Source organism: Nocardia sp. NPDC087230, assembly GCF_044744725.1.
In the GTDB taxonomy this organism is placed as follows: domain Bacteria; phylum Actinomycetota; class Actinomycetes; order Mycobacteriales; family Mycobacteriaceae; genus Nocardia; species Nocardia canadensis.
Genome location: NZ_JBIUYV010000001.1, coordinates 127,123 through 142,415, shown reverse-complemented (window position 1 = coordinate 142,415; position 15,293 = coordinate 127,123). Strand labels below are relative to the sequence as shown.

The following is a 15,293-nucleotide window of genomic DNA, read 5'->3' as shown; positions in this document are numbered from 1 at the left end:
GGCCCCCAAGGCTCACCACCGACCGGCCGATACCCGCGCCGAGGCGCAGCGTCTCGGCCGGTCGGCGGCGAGCCGGCCGCGAACGGGCCTCCTCGAGGTCGGCCGCTCGTGGTCACCGATCGCAGGGAACTCACATGGATGTACTCATCGGCCAACTCTTCACCGGGTTGAGCCTCGGTTCAATTCTTCTGCTCGCCGCCCTCGGCCTAGCGCTGACCTTCGGTCAGATGGGCGTCATCAACATGGCCCACGGCGAGTTCATCATGGCCGGCTGCTACACCACCTACGTTGTGCAGCAAGTCTTCTCGTCGGCGGGCGTCTCACTGGTCGTCTCGTTGTTCATGGGCTTCCTGATCGGCGGCCTGCTCGGCGCCGCCCTGGAAATGGGCCTGATCCGCTACATGTACGACCGCCCGCTGGACACGCTGCTGGTCACCTTCGGTGTCGGCCTGGTGTTGCAGCAGGCCGCGCGTGACATCTTCGGCGCGCCCGCCAAGAACGTGCTGGTGCCCGAATGGCTCAGCGGCGGCATCACCATCGCGGGCGCGGTGGTGCCCAAGACCCGCATCTTCATCCTGGTGCTGGCGATCGTCGCGGTGACCGCACTGGCCGCGGTCCTCAAGACCACCCCGATGGGCCGTCGTATCCGCGCCGTCGTGCAGAACCGCGGCCTGGCCGAAACCTCCGGCATCTCTTCGCGGTTCACCGATATCAGCACGTTCTTCATCGGTTCCGGCCTGGCCGGCGTGGCCGGTGTGGCCTTGACCCTGATCGGCTCGACCAGCCCCACCATCGGCCAGAGCTATCTGATCGACGCGTTCCTGGTGGTCGTGATCGGCGGCCTCGGCCAGATCAAGGGCACGGTCATCGCGGCGTTCGCGCTCGGCCTGCTCAACTCCTTCATCGAATACTCGACCACCGCGTCCATCGCGAAGGTCATCGTGTTCGTGCTGATCGTCATCTTCCTGCAGGTTCGCCCGCAGGGTCTGTTCACCGTGCGGACAAGGAGTCTGGCATGACCGCACTCAAGGAACGTCTCCGCGCCTACCCCCGGCTGACCCCGCTCGCCGGGTTCGCGATCGCCGCCTTCCTCTTGTTCGCGGTTGCCCCGGCGGTGCTGAGCGACTTCCGCCTGAACCTGCTCGCCAAGTTCCTCTGCTTCGCCATCGTGGCGGCGGGGATCGGGCTGGCGTGGGGCCGCGGCGGCATGCTCACCCTGGGCCAGGGCGTGTTCTTCGGCATCGGCGCCTACATCATGGCCATGCACATGCAGCTCGCCGACGCCGCCCGCCTCGGCAACGACGTCCCGGAGTTCATGGAGATCTCCGGCATCAGCGAACTGCCCGGGTTCTGGCAGCCCTTCGCCTCGGCGCCGATGGCGATTCTCGCCATCCTGGTGCTGCCCGCGCTGGTGGCCGCCGTGCTCGGCTACGGCGTGTTCAAGCGCCGGGTGCGGGGCGCGTACTTCGCCATCCTGAGCCAGGCGCTGGCCGCGGCGCTGGCCATCCTGCTCACCGGGCAGCAGGCCATCGGCGGCTTCACCGGCCTGTCGGACTTCCGGTCCTTCTTCGGGTTCCGGCTCTCCGACCCGGCCAACCGCCAGATGCTGTTCTTCATCGCCGCGGGCACGCTGCTGCTGGTCGTCGCGCTGATCCGGCAGCTCAACCGCAGCCGCTACGGCGAACTGCTGGTCGCGGTGCGCGACGCGGAGGAGCGGGTGCGCTTCCTCGGCTACGACCCGGCCAACATCAAGATCGTCGCCTACGTGGTGGCGGCGTTCCTGGCCGGCATCGCCGGTGCGCTGTTCACCCCGATCGTCGGCATCATCTCCCCCGCCGACATCGGTGTCGTCCCGTCCATCGCGTTCCTCATCGGCGTCGCGATCGGCGGCCGCACCACCCTGCTCGGCCCGGTTCTCGGCGCGATCGGCGTCGCCTGGGCGCAGACCTCGCTGTCGGAGTCGTTCCCCTCGGGCTGGACCTACCTGCAGGGCGTGCTGTTCATCGTGGTCGTCGGCTTCATCCCCGCCGGGCTGGCCGGGCTGTGGCCGCTGTTCAAGGGCTGGTGGCACAGCCGCACCCCCGAACCGGCCCCGGCGACGCCCGCCGCACCCGCACCCGTCGTCACCGAGGAGAAGGTGGAAGCGCGATGACCACACACGAGCCCAAAGCGGGCGGCAACGCGGGCATGGACAGCGACTACCTCGAAATCCGCGGTCTCTCGGTCAGTTTCGACGGGTTCAAGGCGGTCACCGATGTCGACCTGACGGTGCTCCAGGGCGACCTGCGGTTCCTGATCGGCCCCAACGGCGCGGGCAAGACCACGCTCATCGACGCCATCACCGGCCTGGTGCCGGCCACCGGCTCGGCCCAGAAATCCGGCACCGAGCTGCTCGGCAAGAAGGTGCACCAGATCGCCCGCCTCGGCGTCGGCCGCACCTTCCAGACCGCGAGCGTGTTCGAGCAGCTCAGCGTGCTGCAGAACCTGGACATCGCGGCGGGGGCGGGCCGCTCGGCGCTGTCGCTGTTGCGGGCGCGCAAGTCGGTGCTGCCGAGCATCGAAGAGGCCTTGGAGACAACGGGTCTGACCGCGCTGCGGGACAAGCCCGCCGGGGTGCTGGCGCACGGACAGAAGCAGTGGCTCGAGATCGGCATGCTGCTGGTGCAGAACGCCTCGGTACTGCTGCTCGACGAACCGGTCGCGGGCATGAGCGCCGAGGAACGCGAGGAGACCGGAAACCTGTTGCGCCGCATCGGCGGTGACCGCGTGGTCGTCGTCGTCGAGCACGACATGGACTTCATGCGCTCCTTCGCCACCTCGGTCACCGTCCTCGCGGGCGGCAAGGTGCTCAGCGAGGGCAGCGTCGAAGAGGTGCAGGCCGATCCGAAGGTGCAGGAGGTCTATCTCGGCACCGCGGCACTGGCCGGGGACGCGACGAACAAGGAGTCCGCCGATGCTTGAACTACACGACATCCACTCCGGCTACGGGCGCACCGAGGTCATCCACGGTGTCAGCCTGACCGTGCCCGACGACAGCGTGGTCGCCATCATGGGCCACAACGGCGCGGGCAAGACCACGCTGCTGCGCACCGCGGTCGGCCTGCTGCCGACCAAGTCGGGCACGATCACCTTCGACGGCGACAAGATCACCAAGCTGTCCCCGTCGCAGCGGGTCAAGCGCGGTATCGCCTACGTGCCGCAGGGGCAGCAGAGTTTCCCCCAGCTGACCACCGCCGAGAACCTGCAGGTCGTGGCGGACGGGCGCAAGCGCGGCAAGGCGCTGATCGAGGAATCGCTCGAGCTGTTCCCCGCGCTGCGTGAGCTGCTGACCCGCAAGGCCGGCCTGCTCTCGGGCGGTCAGCGGCAGCAGCTGGCCATCGCGCGCGCGCTGATCACCGAACCCAAGCTGCTCATCCTCGACGAGCCGACCGAGGGCATCCAGCCCTCGGTGGTGGCCGAGATCGAGCGCACCATCATCGATCTCACCCAGCGCGGCGGACTCAGCGTGCTGCTGGTGGAGCAGCACATCGGCTTCGCGCTGCAAGCCGCTCAGCACTACTACGTGCTGCACTCGGGGCATCTGGGGTCCTCGGGCGAGGGCGGTGCCGGTGCCGAATCCGCGGTCCGCGCGGCGATGGCGATCTGACCGAAGGCCATGAACCGCAGGGGGCGGGTGTCCCTGGCCGAGCGCGTCTACCTGGCGCTGCGTGACGACCTGGCCACCGGGACCCTCCCGCCGACCGAACGACTGCGCGCCGAACGGCTGGCCCAGCGCTACGGCGTCTCGCGCACTCCGGTGCGCGAGGCGCTGGCCCGGCTCCAGGCCGACGGCTTGGTCCAGCGCCACCCGGACGGGCTCTACCTCTATCGCCCGCGCCTGGCCGAGCTCGACGAGCTCTACGAACTACGAATAGTGCTGGAAGCCCGGGGTTTCCAGCGCATCGATGCCGCGGACTCGGTCCAGCCGCACAGCCCCGCCGCCCACGATCTGCCCGCCGTGCGCGCCGAACTGGAGCGCTGGCGCGAATACCGGGACACGCCACCGGAACCCGGGCCGGAGCTGGTGGCCGCCGACGAGCGGTTCCACACCGAGCTGCTGCGGGCGGCGGGTAATTCGGCCCTCGCCGAGGCGCTCACCGCGGTCTACGTGCGGGTGCGCCCGGTGCGCACCATGGACGTGCCGACCGCCGAGCGGGTCGCGGCGATGACAGCCGAGCACATCACCATCGCCGAGCAGGTGCTGGCCGGGGCGGGCGACCAGGCGCTGCACACCCTCACCGCGCACATCGATTCCTCCCGCGCGCACGTCCGGGTGCGGGCCGAGCAGGCGATCGCCTTCACCAAACTCGGCCGTGCCGTGCGAGATTGAGGGCTCAGCAGCCTTCCTGGAACGGCCAGCACTGGACCGGACGCTGACTGGCCGGGGTCGAGGCGGGCGCCCTGGTCGTGCTCTGGGAGATCTCGGAGCTGGGACGCGGGTGCGGCGAGTCCCGCAGCAGGGCCTGCCCGACCACCAGGAACACCACGAACACACCGAGCACGGCCGCGACGAACAGGATCAGCCCGACCAGCTTCCCGCGCTCGGACGGCTCGGCGGGCGGCGGCGCCTGGATCGGTTCGGTGAACTTGCGCGGCTGCGGCGGGCGCGGCGCCGGCGCGGGGCGGCTGCCCTCGAAGCCGTCGGCGGCCAGGTCGGCGCGCGCGGGCGTCAGGTCACCGGCGCCCAGCGCGGTGCAGGTGGCGAGTACCCGGTCGATCGTCCATTCGCGGGGCCCGGCGGAGAAGCCCTCGAGGTACACGCGCAGCTCGTGCGCGTCGACGGTATTGGCGACCAGCACGTCCAGCCCGGACCGCAGCGCGGTGCGGGCGGGCCGCACCACCACGCCCCGATAGGGCACCATCACCACCGCGCCGCTGACGTGCCTGCTGTCCTGCAGCGCCTGCTCCAGCGCCACCCGCACGGCGTGTATCCCGTGCTCGAGCCGGTCGGTGAGCCCGGTCGAGGGCTCGGCGTCCAGGTCGAGCGGGCTGTCGCTGATCGTCCACTCGCCCGCGGCCGAGACCGCGAGCAGGCCGCTCTGACGTCGCCGGAAGCCCTTCACCTCGATGACCGTGATCCCCCGCGGCGTCACGATCACCGCGCCCAGCCTGCGATCACCGACCCGGCAATCCACCAGCGCGAGCCCCGTGCTCGGATAGGCGCGCAGGCAATCGACGAACTCCCGCTCGGCGCCGGTGAGCTCCGCATCCGGCCTGATCCGAACCAGCATTCCGATGTTCCCCTACCAGTGCTGCGACCTCACACCGCCGCTGCGCGCTGCGGTACCCACCGATCATGACGCGCAACTGTTGCGAAAACCACTGGAAACCAAAGAAAACCGGCACGACTCCCGCAGTCGCCTTCGCGATCCCATACCGGCGAGTACGCTGCGAACCGGCCGGGCGAGCACGAGCAGACAGGTGGAGAAGTGATGGATCCAGCGCCCCTACCACGGGTTTCCCCGGGACGGTTCGCCGAGCTCGGACCGATCAACTGGGTTGTCTGGCAAGTGCTTTCCCGGGCGTCGGGCACCGATGACGCGCATCTGTTCAGCACCCTCGGGCGCACCGGCGGGCTGTTCCGCGGCTGGCTGCACTTTTCCGGCAAGCTCATGCCGGGCGGGCGGCTGCCACGCGCCGAGGCCGAACTGGTCATCCTGCGGGTCGCGCACCTGCGCGCGTGCGACTACGAGACCGACCATCATCGCCGCCTCGGCCGCAAGGCCGGACTCTCGGCGGTGGAGATCGACCGCGTCGCCGCCGGGCCCGAGGCCGAGGGCTGGACGCCACGGCAGCGGGCGCTGCTCACCGTCGTCGACCAGCTGGTGACCAGCCGCGACGTCGACGATGCCGCGTGGGCCGAGCTCGCCGCACACTACGACGAGCGCCGGCTCATCGAGATCGTGCTGCTGATCAACCAGTACGAGGGCCTGGCCGCCACCATCACCACGCTGCGGATCGACCGCGACACTCTCCCGCCTCTCCGCGACTTCTAGCCGGACCGAGGCTCGGAGCTGGGTCAGGTCGGCGGCGGGCGGTGGTCACCGGCACGGTCAGCCCGTGCCCGGCGCGTTGTCCCGCGCTCATGTTGTGACTCAGCTCATAGGGCGAAGCGTTCGGTTCGCCGTCATGGTTTCAACCGTACATCGTACGGAGTTAAACGAACCGAGGAGAACGCATGCAGATCACCGGCTCCGCCATCTCGCTCAATGTCGCCGACCCCCAGGCCTCGGCGAAGTTCCTGGTCGACCACCTCGGCTTCACCGAACAGATGGCCGCCGACGGGTTCGTCTCCCTCCAGCGGCCCGATGCCGGAATGAACGTCATCTACCTGCGCACCGGCCTGAGCACCTTCAAGCCGGCGCGCATCGCGGGCAGCGCGGGCGACGGCACGCTCGTGGTGTTCATCGTCGACGACATCGACGCCGAGTACGAGCGACTGCGCGCCGCGGGCGTGCCGATCGAGACGCCCATCGAGACCGAGGAGTGGGGCGAGCGCTACTTCCAGATGACCGACCCGAACGGGATCGTCATCCAGCTGGTGCAGTGGGTGTGATCAGCGGCGCGCGACGCGCAGCGCGGCGACGACCATCGGGATCTGCAGCGGCAGCCGCGCCAGCACACCGGCCTTGAACAGGCCGTTCGCCTTCGGATTGCCGACCACGTCGACGGCCATCTGGATGTTCGCCGGGAAGACCCCGACGAACAGCGCCGCGGCCAGCCAACCGCCGAACCGGCGGGTGCGCGGCACCGCCAGCGCCGTCGCGACGCCGAGCTCGGCGACCCCGGACGCGTAGGTGTAGGTCCGCGGGTTGCCGGGCAGCTTCGGCGGCACGATGCCGTCGAACGGCTTCGGCGCGACGAAATGCAAGGCACCCATCACGAACAGCAGCCCGCTCAGGTAGGAGTGCGCGCGTCGACGGGGAGTTTCGGTAGCCACACCCGAACTCTGCCACACCACTCCCCGTCGGCCCACCCCGAAATCAGCCGAGGAGGGCGCGCAACGCCTCGGCGGGCGGGGTCACCGGGCGGCCGAGGAGCTTGGCCAGGTCGCCCGTGCGGACCTCGAGCAGGCCGTCGGCGATGCCCGAGTCGGCATCGGCCAGCGCCGCGGCCACCGGCTCGGGCAGGCCCGCCTGGCGCAGGACCGCCGCGTAGTCGGCTTCGGTCAGGTTTTCGTAGCGCACCGGCGTGCCGGCGACCTCGGTGAGTACGGCGGCGATGTCGGCACCGGTCAGGGCGTCGTCCCCGCCGAGCTCGTAGACGCGGCCCTCGTGGCCGTCGGTGGTGAGCACGACCGCCGCCGCCTCGGCGTAGTCGGCACGCGGGGCACCGGAGACCTTGCCCTCGCCCGAGGCGCCGGCGAGCACACCGGTCTGCACGGCATGCGCGGCGCCGGCGGCGTAGTTCTCCCAGTACCAACTGTTGCGCAGCAGGACGGTCGGTACCGACGCGGTGGCGAGCACCTCCTCGGTGCTCCGATGCTCCTGCGCCAGGATCATCCGGTTGTCGGTCGCGACGGGGATGCTGGTGTAGGCGAGCAGCTGGACACCCGCGCGCTCGGCGGCCCGGATGACAGTGGTGTGCTGGGCGACCCGGGCGCCGAATTCGTTACCCGAGACCAGCAGCAACCGGTCGACACCGGCCAGCGCGGCATCGAGTGCTGCGGAATCGTCATAACTCGCCTGCCGGACCTGCGCACCACGTTCGGCCAGGTCGGCGACCTTGGCGGGATCGCGCACGATCGCCACCGGCTGTTCGCCCGCCGCCAGCAGGGCCTCGACGACGAGCCTGCCCAGCTGTCCACTCGCTCCGGTCACCGCAACAGTCATGATCTTCCTCCAGGGTTTGTACCGATTTTGAAGTACTAACTATTCGTAAGCACTATGCATTCCGCAGGCACTCTGGTCAAGGGCGGTACGATCGGCAGCATGAGCACGCAGCCCCCGTCGACCGACGACGATCAGGCGCTGGAAGCCGACGTCTTCGCGCGCAACTGCGAGTCGCGGCCGGTGCTCCAGAATGTCGCCAGCCGGTGGGGCGTGCTGGCCCTGGTGGCACTACGCGAAGGCCCGTACCGATTCAGCGCGCTGCGCAGGCGCGTCGACGGCGTGAGCGAACGGATGCTGTCGCAGACCCTGCAGACCCTCGAACGCGACGGCATGGTGCATCGCGAGGTGCTCGAGGCCATTCCGCCGCGCGTGGAGTACACGCTGACCGAGCTCGGCGCGCAGGTCGCCGAGCGCTTGGAGTCGCTGATCGTGGTCCTGGAGACCAACATGGACACGGTCCGCGAAGCCCAGGCGAGCTACCACCGATCCGCCACTCCGCGGACCCAGGCCGATCGCTAGGCCCGGCGCGATTCGCGGCGGCGCGTGCCGAGTCGGAGTGCGCCTGTCCCCGGCGAGTCAGCCGTGGTCGCGCCGGAGCAGCTCGGAGACGGTCGTGAATTCGTAGCCTCGGGAGCGCAGGCCGGTGACGATCTCGGGGAGCGCGGCGGCGGATTCGCGCCCGTGCATGACGTGCAGCAGCACGACCGAGCCGGGCCGAGTCCGGGCCAGGGTGTCGGCGACGACGTCCGCACGGCTCGCGCCACCCGCGGAGTCGGGCTCGACATCCCAGGTCACGGTGGTGCGGTCGTGCTCGGCGAGGTAACTGGGGAGCGCCCAGAGCTTCTTGCCGTAGGGCGGCCGGAAGGTGATCGGGCCCTGGTAGCCGGTGCGGCGGATCTCGGCGTCGGTGCGCTCGATCTCCTCGCGCACGGTGTCACCGGAGACCAGCACCATGCGGCGATGCGTATAGGAGTGATTGCCGATCTCGTGGCCCGCCGCGGCGATCGCCGCGCCGTATTCGGGGTGGGCGGCCAGGTCTTCCCCGACCAGGTAGAACGTGGCCGGGACCCGCGATTCGGCGAGCACGCGCAGGATCTCGGGCGTGCGTTCGGTCGGCCCGTCGTCGAAGGTCAGGGCGACCAGTTTCTCGTCGGTGTCGACGCGATCGACCAATCGTCCCGTCAACTGGTAGGTCCGCGAATTCATCAGCACATACAGCCCGCCGACCACCACCAGCAGTACCGCGACGACCGCTGCCCCGCCGATCAACCACTTACGCACACAAGCTGTATACCGCACGAGGGGAACCCGGCGACAGACGAACACGAGAACATGGATGACTCACCGGGCACGGGCTGACCCGTCCCGGCAAGCATCCTCGGCCACTCCGTACAGCTACTCGATCACCTGCGTGATGTCGCCCGGGTTCAGGTAGTCGAAGAAGCGGTGGGCGCCGTCCTCGGTCATGCGCACACAACCGTGCGACTTCGAATTCACCGGGCCGACATGGAATGCCATGTCACCGTTGAAGAAGGTGGCCCAGCGCATCGGCGCGTTGTGCATCGTGCTCCAGTGGAATTCCCGCTTGAAGGAAATCCGGGTGACCGCGGGCGGAGTTTCGTATCCGGCCATACCGTGCGAAATCGGCGTCGGGCCGAAGATCACCCGGCCGTTGTCGACCAGCCACGCTTCGTTCGTCGACAGCCGCATGCACGCCCTCGCCTCGACCACCGGGCACGGCGACGCCGTCGGGACGACGGCGGGAACACCGGGAAGATCGGGGCCACCGGGGAAAAGCGGTTCGGCCACCGCGGGCGCCATGGTTCCGAATCCGGCCACCGCTACCACTGCCGCCGCACGAGCTACCCAACCGAGAATGCGCTTGCTCATCGAATCCGTTGCCTCTCTGTCCGCCTCCCCGCGACTCTTGCCGGTGGTCGGCAGGTCGAACAGCCAGGGTGCCGGGCTGGCGGTCACGAGGAAGTCAGCTAGTGGGCGTGCCCGGCGAGTTACCCATGTACTCACGAGATCAGGTGTAGCGACTATCGAGCGAACGAAGAACTACACGGATCATCGTGGACAGCATCCCCATTCGCCAAATCAACGCCCGTAATTTTGGCCGAAAAGAAATACACGCAATTCGTGTCGCGGACACGACCGAGGGGCGGTCGCCCGGCGACCGCCCCTCGTGTCTTCGACGAATCAGAAGTTGATCATGTGGCCGGCGAGGCCGTGGATCGCTTCCTGCAGCGCTTCGCTGAGCGTCGGGTGGGTGTGCACGTTGCGCGCGAGCTCGTTGACCGTGAGGTCCCACTTCTGGGCCAGGGTCAGCTCGGGCAGCAGCTCCGAGACGTCGGGGCCGATGAGGTGCCCGCCGATGAGCTCGCCGTGGGTGTTGTCGGCGATCAGCTTCACGAAACCGGTCGGGTCGGCCAGGCCGTGCGCCTTGCCGTTGGCGGTGAACGGGAAGGTCGCGACCTTCACGTCGTAGCCCTCGTCGCGGGCCTGCTGCTCGGTGAGACCGAAGCTGGCGACCTGCGGCTGGCAGAAGGTGGCGCGCGGCATCATCCGGTAGTCGCCCAGGGTCAGCGTCTCGGCGCCGGCGATGGTCTCGGCGGCGACCACACCCTGCGCCTCGGCGACGTGCGCGAGCTGGAGCTTGGCGGTGACGTCACCGATCGCGTAGATGTGCGGCACGTTGGTGCGCATGTTGTCGTCGATCGCGATGGCGCCACGGTCGGTGAGGGCGACACCGGTGGTCTCCAGGCCGTAGCCATCGACGCGCGGCGCGAAGCCGACGGCCTGCAGCACCTTGTCGACGGTGACGGTCTCGATCGCGCCGGACTTGTTGTCCTTGATCTGGACGGTGACCTTGGAGCCGTCGTCGTCGATCGACTGCACGGCGGCACCGGTGGTGATGGTGATGCCGAGCTTCTTGTACTGCTTGGTGATCTCCTTGGAGACGTCGATGTCCTCGTTGGGCAGCGCGCGGTCGAGGAACTCCACGATCCGCACGTCGACGCCGTAGTTCTTGAGGACGTAGGCGAACTCCATGCCGATCGCGCCCGCGCCGACGATCAGGATCGAGCCGGGCAGCTCACGGGTGAGGATCTGCTCCTCGTAGGTCACCACGTTGGCCGAGAGCTGGGTGCCCGGCAGCAGCTTGGTGGTGGTGCCGGTGGCGATGATGACGTTGTCGAACGTGATCGTCTCGGTGCCGCCCTTGGTCAGGGCCACATCGAGCGAGTTCGGGCCGGTGAAGGTACCGAGACCGTCGAACTCGTCGATCTTGTTCTTCTTCATCAGGAAGTGCACGCCCTTGACGCGCCCGTCGGCCACCTTGCGGCTGCGATCGAAGGCGGCGCCGAAGTCGAAGCTGACCTCACCGGAGATGCCGAAGGTCTTGGCTTCCTTGTGGAAGATATGGGCCAGTTCGGCGTTGCGCAGCAGTGCCTTGGACGGGATGCAGCCCACGTTCAGGCACACGCCACCCCAGTATTTCTGCTCGACAATCGCTGTTCGCAGGCCGAGTTGAGCGGCACGGATCGCGGCGACGTATCCGCCGGGACCAGCGCCGAGAACGACGACATCGTAGTGGGAAGTCACGACCCCGAGCCTAACTCTGTTTCGGGGAGTTCACCCACCCGTCCCCCACTTAGGTGAGGTGCGCGCGAGCGGGCGCTACGGACCGCCGAGCACCTTGCGCAACGTGTCGGCCACGGCCGCGAGCTCGGCGGCGCTCACGTGGGCCCCGAGCCTGCGTTCGATGCCGGCGAGGTAGTGCGGCGCGGCCTGGCGGAACCGCTGCCTGCCGAGGTCGGAGATGGCCACCAGCGCAGACCTGCCGTCGTCGGGGTTGGTCTCGCGGCGCAGCAGGCCGTCGGCTTCCAGCTCGGCGACGAGGCGACTCACCCTGGTCCGGCTGAGGACGACCTTGTCGCCCAGATCGCTCATCCGCATCGGCCCGGCCGCGTCGAGTTCGAGCAGCACGTCGTACCAGGTCAGCGGCAAGCCGGTGGCTTTGCGGAGTTCGGCGTCGAGTTCGGGGACGAACGCCGCGTGCACCTGCAACAGCGCCGCCCACGCGGCGACCGCGGGACGACGGGACGGCTGATCGTTCGGCACCGGACCAGTCTACCCACTTGCGTGCGTGCGCACACAACTAGTAGCGTGTGCACGCACATAAATTTCCTTCGAACAACCGAGGTGGACCCCATGACCGCACTCATCACCCGCGACGAACTGGCCGCGGCGATCGAGTCGAACACCGTGACCGTGCTCGACGCACTCGGCCCGGAGTACTACGCCAAGGCGCACCTGCCCGGCGCGCTCAACCTGATCGCCGACGATGTCGCCGACCGCGCCCCCGAACTCCTGCCGGACCGCGACGCGGCGGTCGTCGTCTACTGCTCGAACGCCGGGTGCGGCAACAGCCAGGTCGTCGCGAGCGAGCTGGAAGCCCTCGGCTACACCGATGTCCGCAAGTACCGCGAAGGCATCCAGGACTGGTCCGAGGCGGGCCTGCCGATCGAAACGTCGGCCTGACCGCTCGCGCCACAGCCTTCCACCGCCCGACCAGCGGCCCGCCGACGGCGAGCCGCTAGTCGGGCTCGCCGGGCCGCAGCGCCTTGCCGATCTCGTCGGCGAGCAGGAAACCGGCCAGGCCGTGCCCGTGCTTCTCCCGGCGCACCAGCGAGATGATGTTGACGTCGAAGGCGTCGCGCACCTGCCGGAAGGCCAGGCGGCCGTCCCGGAGTTCCTCGGCGATGTCGAACTCACTGAGGAAGGCGATCGCCTCGCCGGACATCGCCAGCCGCTTCATCGTCTCGATCGAATTGGTGTGGAACGCGGGCTGGATATCGAGACCGGCGTTGGCGAAGGCCTCGGCGACGATCCCGTGGATCACCATGGAACGGTCGGCGAAGATCAGCGGAAACGGAGTGCACTGCGCGAGCGGGATCGTCTCCATCGGGGCCAGCGGATGATGCGGCGAGACAACGACTCCGAGCCGCGTGTTCATCTGCCAGCAGACCTCGAGCTGCGCCGACGGCGGGATATTGAAGCCGAGGCCGAGGTCTGCCTCACTGTTCTCGATGGCCTGCACGATGTCGAGGGTCGACATGGTGCGGATCGAGATCCGGACCTGCGGATGCCGGGCGCGAAACGTCGTGGCCGCGGTGGCCACGACACTGCTGGCCAGGCCGGTCATGGTGGCGATCACGACCTCCCCGCTGCCGAGCGCGCGCAGATCACGGATGTCGGCCACGGTCTCGCGGTATTGCCGCAGCGTCTGCCGGATGTGCACGAGCAGCGCCTCGCCCGCCGGGGTGAGCCGCATGCCGCGCGGCAGCCGTTCGAACAGCGGCTGGTCGAGTTCGGCCTCCAGCAGCAGGATCTGCCGATTGATCGCCGACGGCGCGACATGGAGCCGGGCGCCGGCCGCGCGAATGGACCCGAGCCGCGCCACTTCGTCGATGTACTGCAGCAATCGTGAATGGAGCACCGCCACCTCCTGGAATTAGTGTACGAAAATTTAGTACACCTCGTGCGAAAACGAATGCTTGTGGGCAACGGTGCTGATCACGTCCAATCGATACAGGCGCAGCGACAGTGCCGAAATATCGAGATGAGGACCGCCATGCCCCAGCAGAATTCGACGACCGAGGCCCCTTTCCCGGGCGCCGCCGAGGTTTCCGCCCACGACGATCACGTCCGCACGATCTTCGCCATCCTGGCAGGCGAGCAGGAAGCGGACCTGCTGCTGCGCAATCTGCACATCCTCGACGTGCACAGCGAATCCGTCTATCCCGGTTCGCTGCTGGTCCACGGGGAACGCATCATCGCGCTGAACCCCGACGAGTCGATCGTGCGCTATCGCGAATCCTTCGACGGTGGCGGCCTTTACGCGATTCCCGGCCTGATCGACTCGCACCTGCACTTCGAATCCCAGCTCGCGCATCCGGCGGCCTTCGGCGAGGCGATCGTGCCGAGCGGCACGACCACGGTCTTCGGCGAGACCCTCGATTTCGCCAGCGCGGCGGGCGACGAAGCGGTCGACGCGGCCCGGGCGCTGTTCGCCGACCACGACAAACTCCCCTACCGGCTCTACGCTTTCGCGCCGGGGAAGAAGACCTCGCCGGAAGTCACCGAAGCGATGCTGGCGATGGATCCGGTCATCGGCCTCGGCGAACTGGCCCATCTGTCCTATATGACCGGCAACGCCGACGATTTCCGCAAGTCCGCGCTCGGCCGGGCGAACGCCGGATTCGTCAACTGCCACTGGGGCGTCACATCACTGCCGGACATGCTGCTCAATTACATGCCCGCGATCGGCGTCGACAACAACCACGACGTCTGGAACGAAGCCGATATCGAGAAGAGCATTCGCTACGGCCTCAACACCCAGATCAAATTCGGCGTCGGTAGCCCGGAGGTCATTCGAACAATGTTGCGCGCCATCGTAAAACGGCACTGGCCCGCCGAGAACTTCCAGCTCTGCGCCGACAATATCTCGGTGGACCGGGTCCTGCGGCAGGGCCATATCGACTGGGTCGTCTCCCTGGCCGTGGAGATGGGTATGCCGCCGATCAAGGCGATCAAGATGGGCACCCTCTACGCGGCGCGCTCGTTCCACAAGGACCGCGATCTCGGCTCGCTGAGCCCGGGCCGCTTCGCCGACATCGTGCTCACCGACAGCCTCGCCACGATCAATCCGCGCTATGTCTTCAAGGGCGGCAAGCTGGTGGCCCGGGATCGGCGCCTGCTCGAGCCCGTCGGGATCGACTATTCGGTGCTGGCCAAGCGGCCCAGGCCCGGCCTCGAGGGCCTGCGTGCCGAACAACTCGACCTCACCCCGATCGAGATCTCGGCGGACGGCACCCGGGCGAAGGTGCTGCTCTTCGACGTCTACGGGCGCGGGCATCGCAAGTTCGCGCAGGAGGTCTGGGTGCCGGTGCGCGACGGCGCGATCGTTCCCGAGCACGACGGGGTGCGGCTCAACCGGATCTCGATCGTGCAGCGCTACGCCGACGGCGCGCGCCACATCGTGAACGGGCTGTTCCAAGGCGTCTCGATCGAGCGCGGGGCGGTCTCGACCTTCTGGCCAGCGCCGTCGGCCTACTTCGTGGTCGTCGGATCCGACAGCGCCGAGATGCGCGCGAACCTCCAGCAGCTCGACGGGCTGGTCGGCGGCTGTGTCGTCACCGACGAGCAGGAAGCGAAAGCCGTGCTGCCGCTGGACTTCTATGGCGTCATGGCGGATATGGACCTGACCGAACTCGTCGAGGCGACCCGGTCGATCGACGAGGCGCTGGCGAAACTCGGCCATCACAACGAGGGCGAACCGGTCGTCAACAAGCTACTGACGCTGTTCATCTCGCTCGATCGCTTCGGCTTCATGAAATAGCGTCGGCTACCAGAGCA

General features: G+C 68.3%; 18 protein-coding genes. 10 read left to right on the top strand and 8 right to left on the bottom strand.

Annotation, left to right across the window (positions count from 1 at the left end; genetic code table 11):
* Positions 1-134 precede the first annotated feature (134 nt).
* Genes urtB through ACIO52_RS00725 form a run of 5 tightly spaced genes read left to right on the top strand, consistent with a single transcriptional unit; the run spans position 135 to position 4,369 of the window.
* Positions 135-1,019 carry an urea ABC transporter permease subunit UrtB gene (urtB, locus tag ACIO52_RS00745; protein WP_218722068.1) on the top strand — a complete coding sequence of 295 codons (885 nt, stop codon included), beginning with the start codon at positions 135-137 and terminating at the stop codon, positions 1,017-1,019.
* Positions 1,016-2,152 carry an urea ABC transporter permease subunit UrtC gene (urtC, locus tag ACIO52_RS00740; RefSeq protein WP_402640508.1) on the top strand — a complete coding sequence of 379 codons (1,137 nt, stop codon included), beginning with the start codon at positions 1,016-1,018 and terminating at the stop codon, positions 2,150-2,152. Before urtB ends, urtC begins: the two co-directional genes overlap by 4 nt.
* Complete coding sequence (urtD, locus tag ACIO52_RS00735; RefSeq protein ID WP_218722070.1) at positions 2,149-2,961, top strand: urea ABC transporter ATP-binding protein UrtD; 813 nt, start codon at positions 2,149-2,151, stop codon at positions 2,959-2,961. The genes urtC and urtD overlap by 4 nt, the downstream gene beginning before the upstream one ends.
* The gene (urtE, locus tag ACIO52_RS00730; protein ID WP_189025293.1) at positions 2,954-3,646 is read left to right on the top strand and encodes an urea ABC transporter ATP-binding subunit UrtE; all 693 of its coding nucleotides are present in this window, start codon (positions 2,954-2,956) and stop codon (positions 3,644-3,646) included. The genes urtD and urtE overlap by 8 nt, the downstream gene beginning before the upstream one ends.
* A 9-nt stretch (positions 3,647-3,655) precedes the next feature.
* The gene (locus tag ACIO52_RS00725) at positions 3,656-4,369 is read left to right on the top strand and encodes a GntR family transcriptional regulator (protein ID WP_218722071.1); all 714 of its coding nucleotides are present in this window, start codon (positions 3,656-3,658) and stop codon (positions 4,367-4,369) included.
* 4 nt (positions 4,370-4,373) lie between these two features.
* On the opposite strand, the gene ACIO52_RS00720 is transcribed toward ACIO52_RS00725, so the two are convergent.
* A complete protein-coding gene (locus ACIO52_RS00720; RefSeq protein WP_316576249.1) occupies positions 4,374-5,270 on the bottom strand; it encodes a nuclease-related domain-containing protein in 897 nt (298 codons plus the stop codon).
* A 201-nt stretch (positions 5,271-5,471) separates the two neighbouring features.
* On the opposite strand from ACIO52_RS00720, the gene ACIO52_RS00715 reads away from it, so the two are divergent.
* Both ACIO52_RS00715 and ACIO52_RS00710 read left to right on the top strand, forming a co-directional pair.
* Positions 5,472-6,035: a carboxymuconolactone decarboxylase family protein gene (locus ACIO52_RS00715; protein WP_218722073.1), complete on the top strand. Its 564-nt coding sequence runs from the start codon at positions 5,472-5,474 to the stop codon at positions 6,033-6,035.
* A 182-nt stretch (positions 6,036-6,217) separates the two neighbouring features.
* A complete protein-coding gene (locus tag ACIO52_RS00710; protein WP_218722074.1) occupies positions 6,218-6,595 on the top strand; it encodes a VOC family protein in 378 nt (125 codons plus the stop codon).
* Here the strand turns inward: ACIO52_RS00710 and ACIO52_RS00705 are convergent, their stop codons facing one another.
* Complete coding sequence (locus ACIO52_RS00705) at positions 6,596-6,919, bottom strand: hypothetical protein (protein ID WP_316576375.1); 324 nt, start codon at positions 6,917-6,919, stop codon at positions 6,596-6,598. It abuts the gene before it with no gap.
* A gap of 103 nt (positions 6,920-7,022) precedes the next feature.
* Positions 7,023-7,871: an SDR family oxidoreductase gene (locus ACIO52_RS00700; protein ID WP_402640500.1), complete on the bottom strand. Its 849-nt coding sequence runs from the start codon at positions 7,869-7,871 to the stop codon at positions 7,023-7,025.
* Positions 7,872-7,970: 99 nt separating this feature from the next.
* Between ACIO52_RS00700 and ACIO52_RS00695 the strand changes: the two genes are divergently transcribed.
* Entirely contained in the window at positions 7,971-8,390 is a 420-nt protein-coding gene (locus ACIO52_RS00695) for a helix-turn-helix domain-containing protein (RefSeq protein ID WP_316576251.1), read from the top strand.
* Positions 8,391-8,447: 57 nt separating this feature from the next.
* Here ACIO52_RS00695 and ACIO52_RS00690 read toward each other — a convergent pair whose 3' ends face one another.
* The 4 genes from ACIO52_RS00690 to ACIO52_RS00675 all read right to left on the bottom strand — a co-directional run bounded on the left by ACIO52_RS00690 (position 8,448) and on the right by ACIO52_RS00675 (position 11,996).
* Positions 8,448-9,152 carry a polysaccharide deacetylase family protein gene (locus ACIO52_RS00690; RefSeq protein WP_218722078.1) on the bottom strand — a complete coding sequence of 235 codons (705 nt, stop codon included), beginning with the start codon at positions 9,150-9,152 and terminating at the stop codon, positions 8,448-8,450.
* A gap of 114 nt (positions 9,153-9,266) precedes the next feature.
* On the bottom strand, positions 9,267-9,848 hold the full coding sequence (locus ACIO52_RS00685) for a L,D-transpeptidase (protein ID WP_316576252.1): 582 nt from the start codon (positions 9,846-9,848) through the stop codon (positions 9,267-9,269).
* A gap of 225 nt (positions 9,849-10,073) precedes the next feature.
* Entirely contained in the window at positions 10,074-11,477 is a 1,404-nt protein-coding gene (gene lpdA, locus ACIO52_RS00680; RefSeq protein ID WP_316576253.1) for a dihydrolipoyl dehydrogenase, read from the bottom strand.
* Positions 11,478-11,552: 75 nt separating this feature from the next.
* Positions 11,553-11,996: a MarR family winged helix-turn-helix transcriptional regulator gene (locus ACIO52_RS00675; protein ID WP_402640494.1), complete on the bottom strand. Its 444-nt coding sequence runs from the start codon at positions 11,994-11,996 to the stop codon at positions 11,553-11,555.
* Positions 11,997-12,086: 90 nt separating this feature from the next.
* On the opposite strand from ACIO52_RS00675, the gene ACIO52_RS00670 reads away from it, so the two are divergent.
* The gene (locus ACIO52_RS00670) at positions 12,087-12,416 is read left to right on the top strand and encodes a rhodanese-like domain-containing protein (RefSeq protein WP_218722082.1); all 330 of its coding nucleotides are present in this window, start codon (positions 12,087-12,089) and stop codon (positions 12,414-12,416) included.
* A 55-nt stretch (positions 12,417-12,471) separates the two neighbouring features.
* Here the strand turns inward: ACIO52_RS00670 and ACIO52_RS00665 are convergent, their stop codons facing one another.
* Positions 12,472-13,374, bottom strand: a complete 903-nt coding sequence (locus ACIO52_RS00665; protein WP_342800501.1) for a LysR family transcriptional regulator — start codon at positions 13,372-13,374, stop codon at positions 12,472-12,474.
* Here ACIO52_RS00665 and ACIO52_RS00660 point away from each other — a divergent pair.
* On the top strand, positions 13,366-15,276 hold the full coding sequence (locus tag ACIO52_RS00660; protein ID WP_402640490.1) for an adenine deaminase C-terminal domain-containing protein: 1,911 nt from the start codon (positions 13,366-13,368) through the stop codon (positions 15,274-15,276). The two genes, ACIO52_RS00665 and ACIO52_RS00660, sit on opposite strands and share 9 nt — an antisense overlap.
* Positions 15,277-15,293 lie beyond the last annotated feature (17 nt).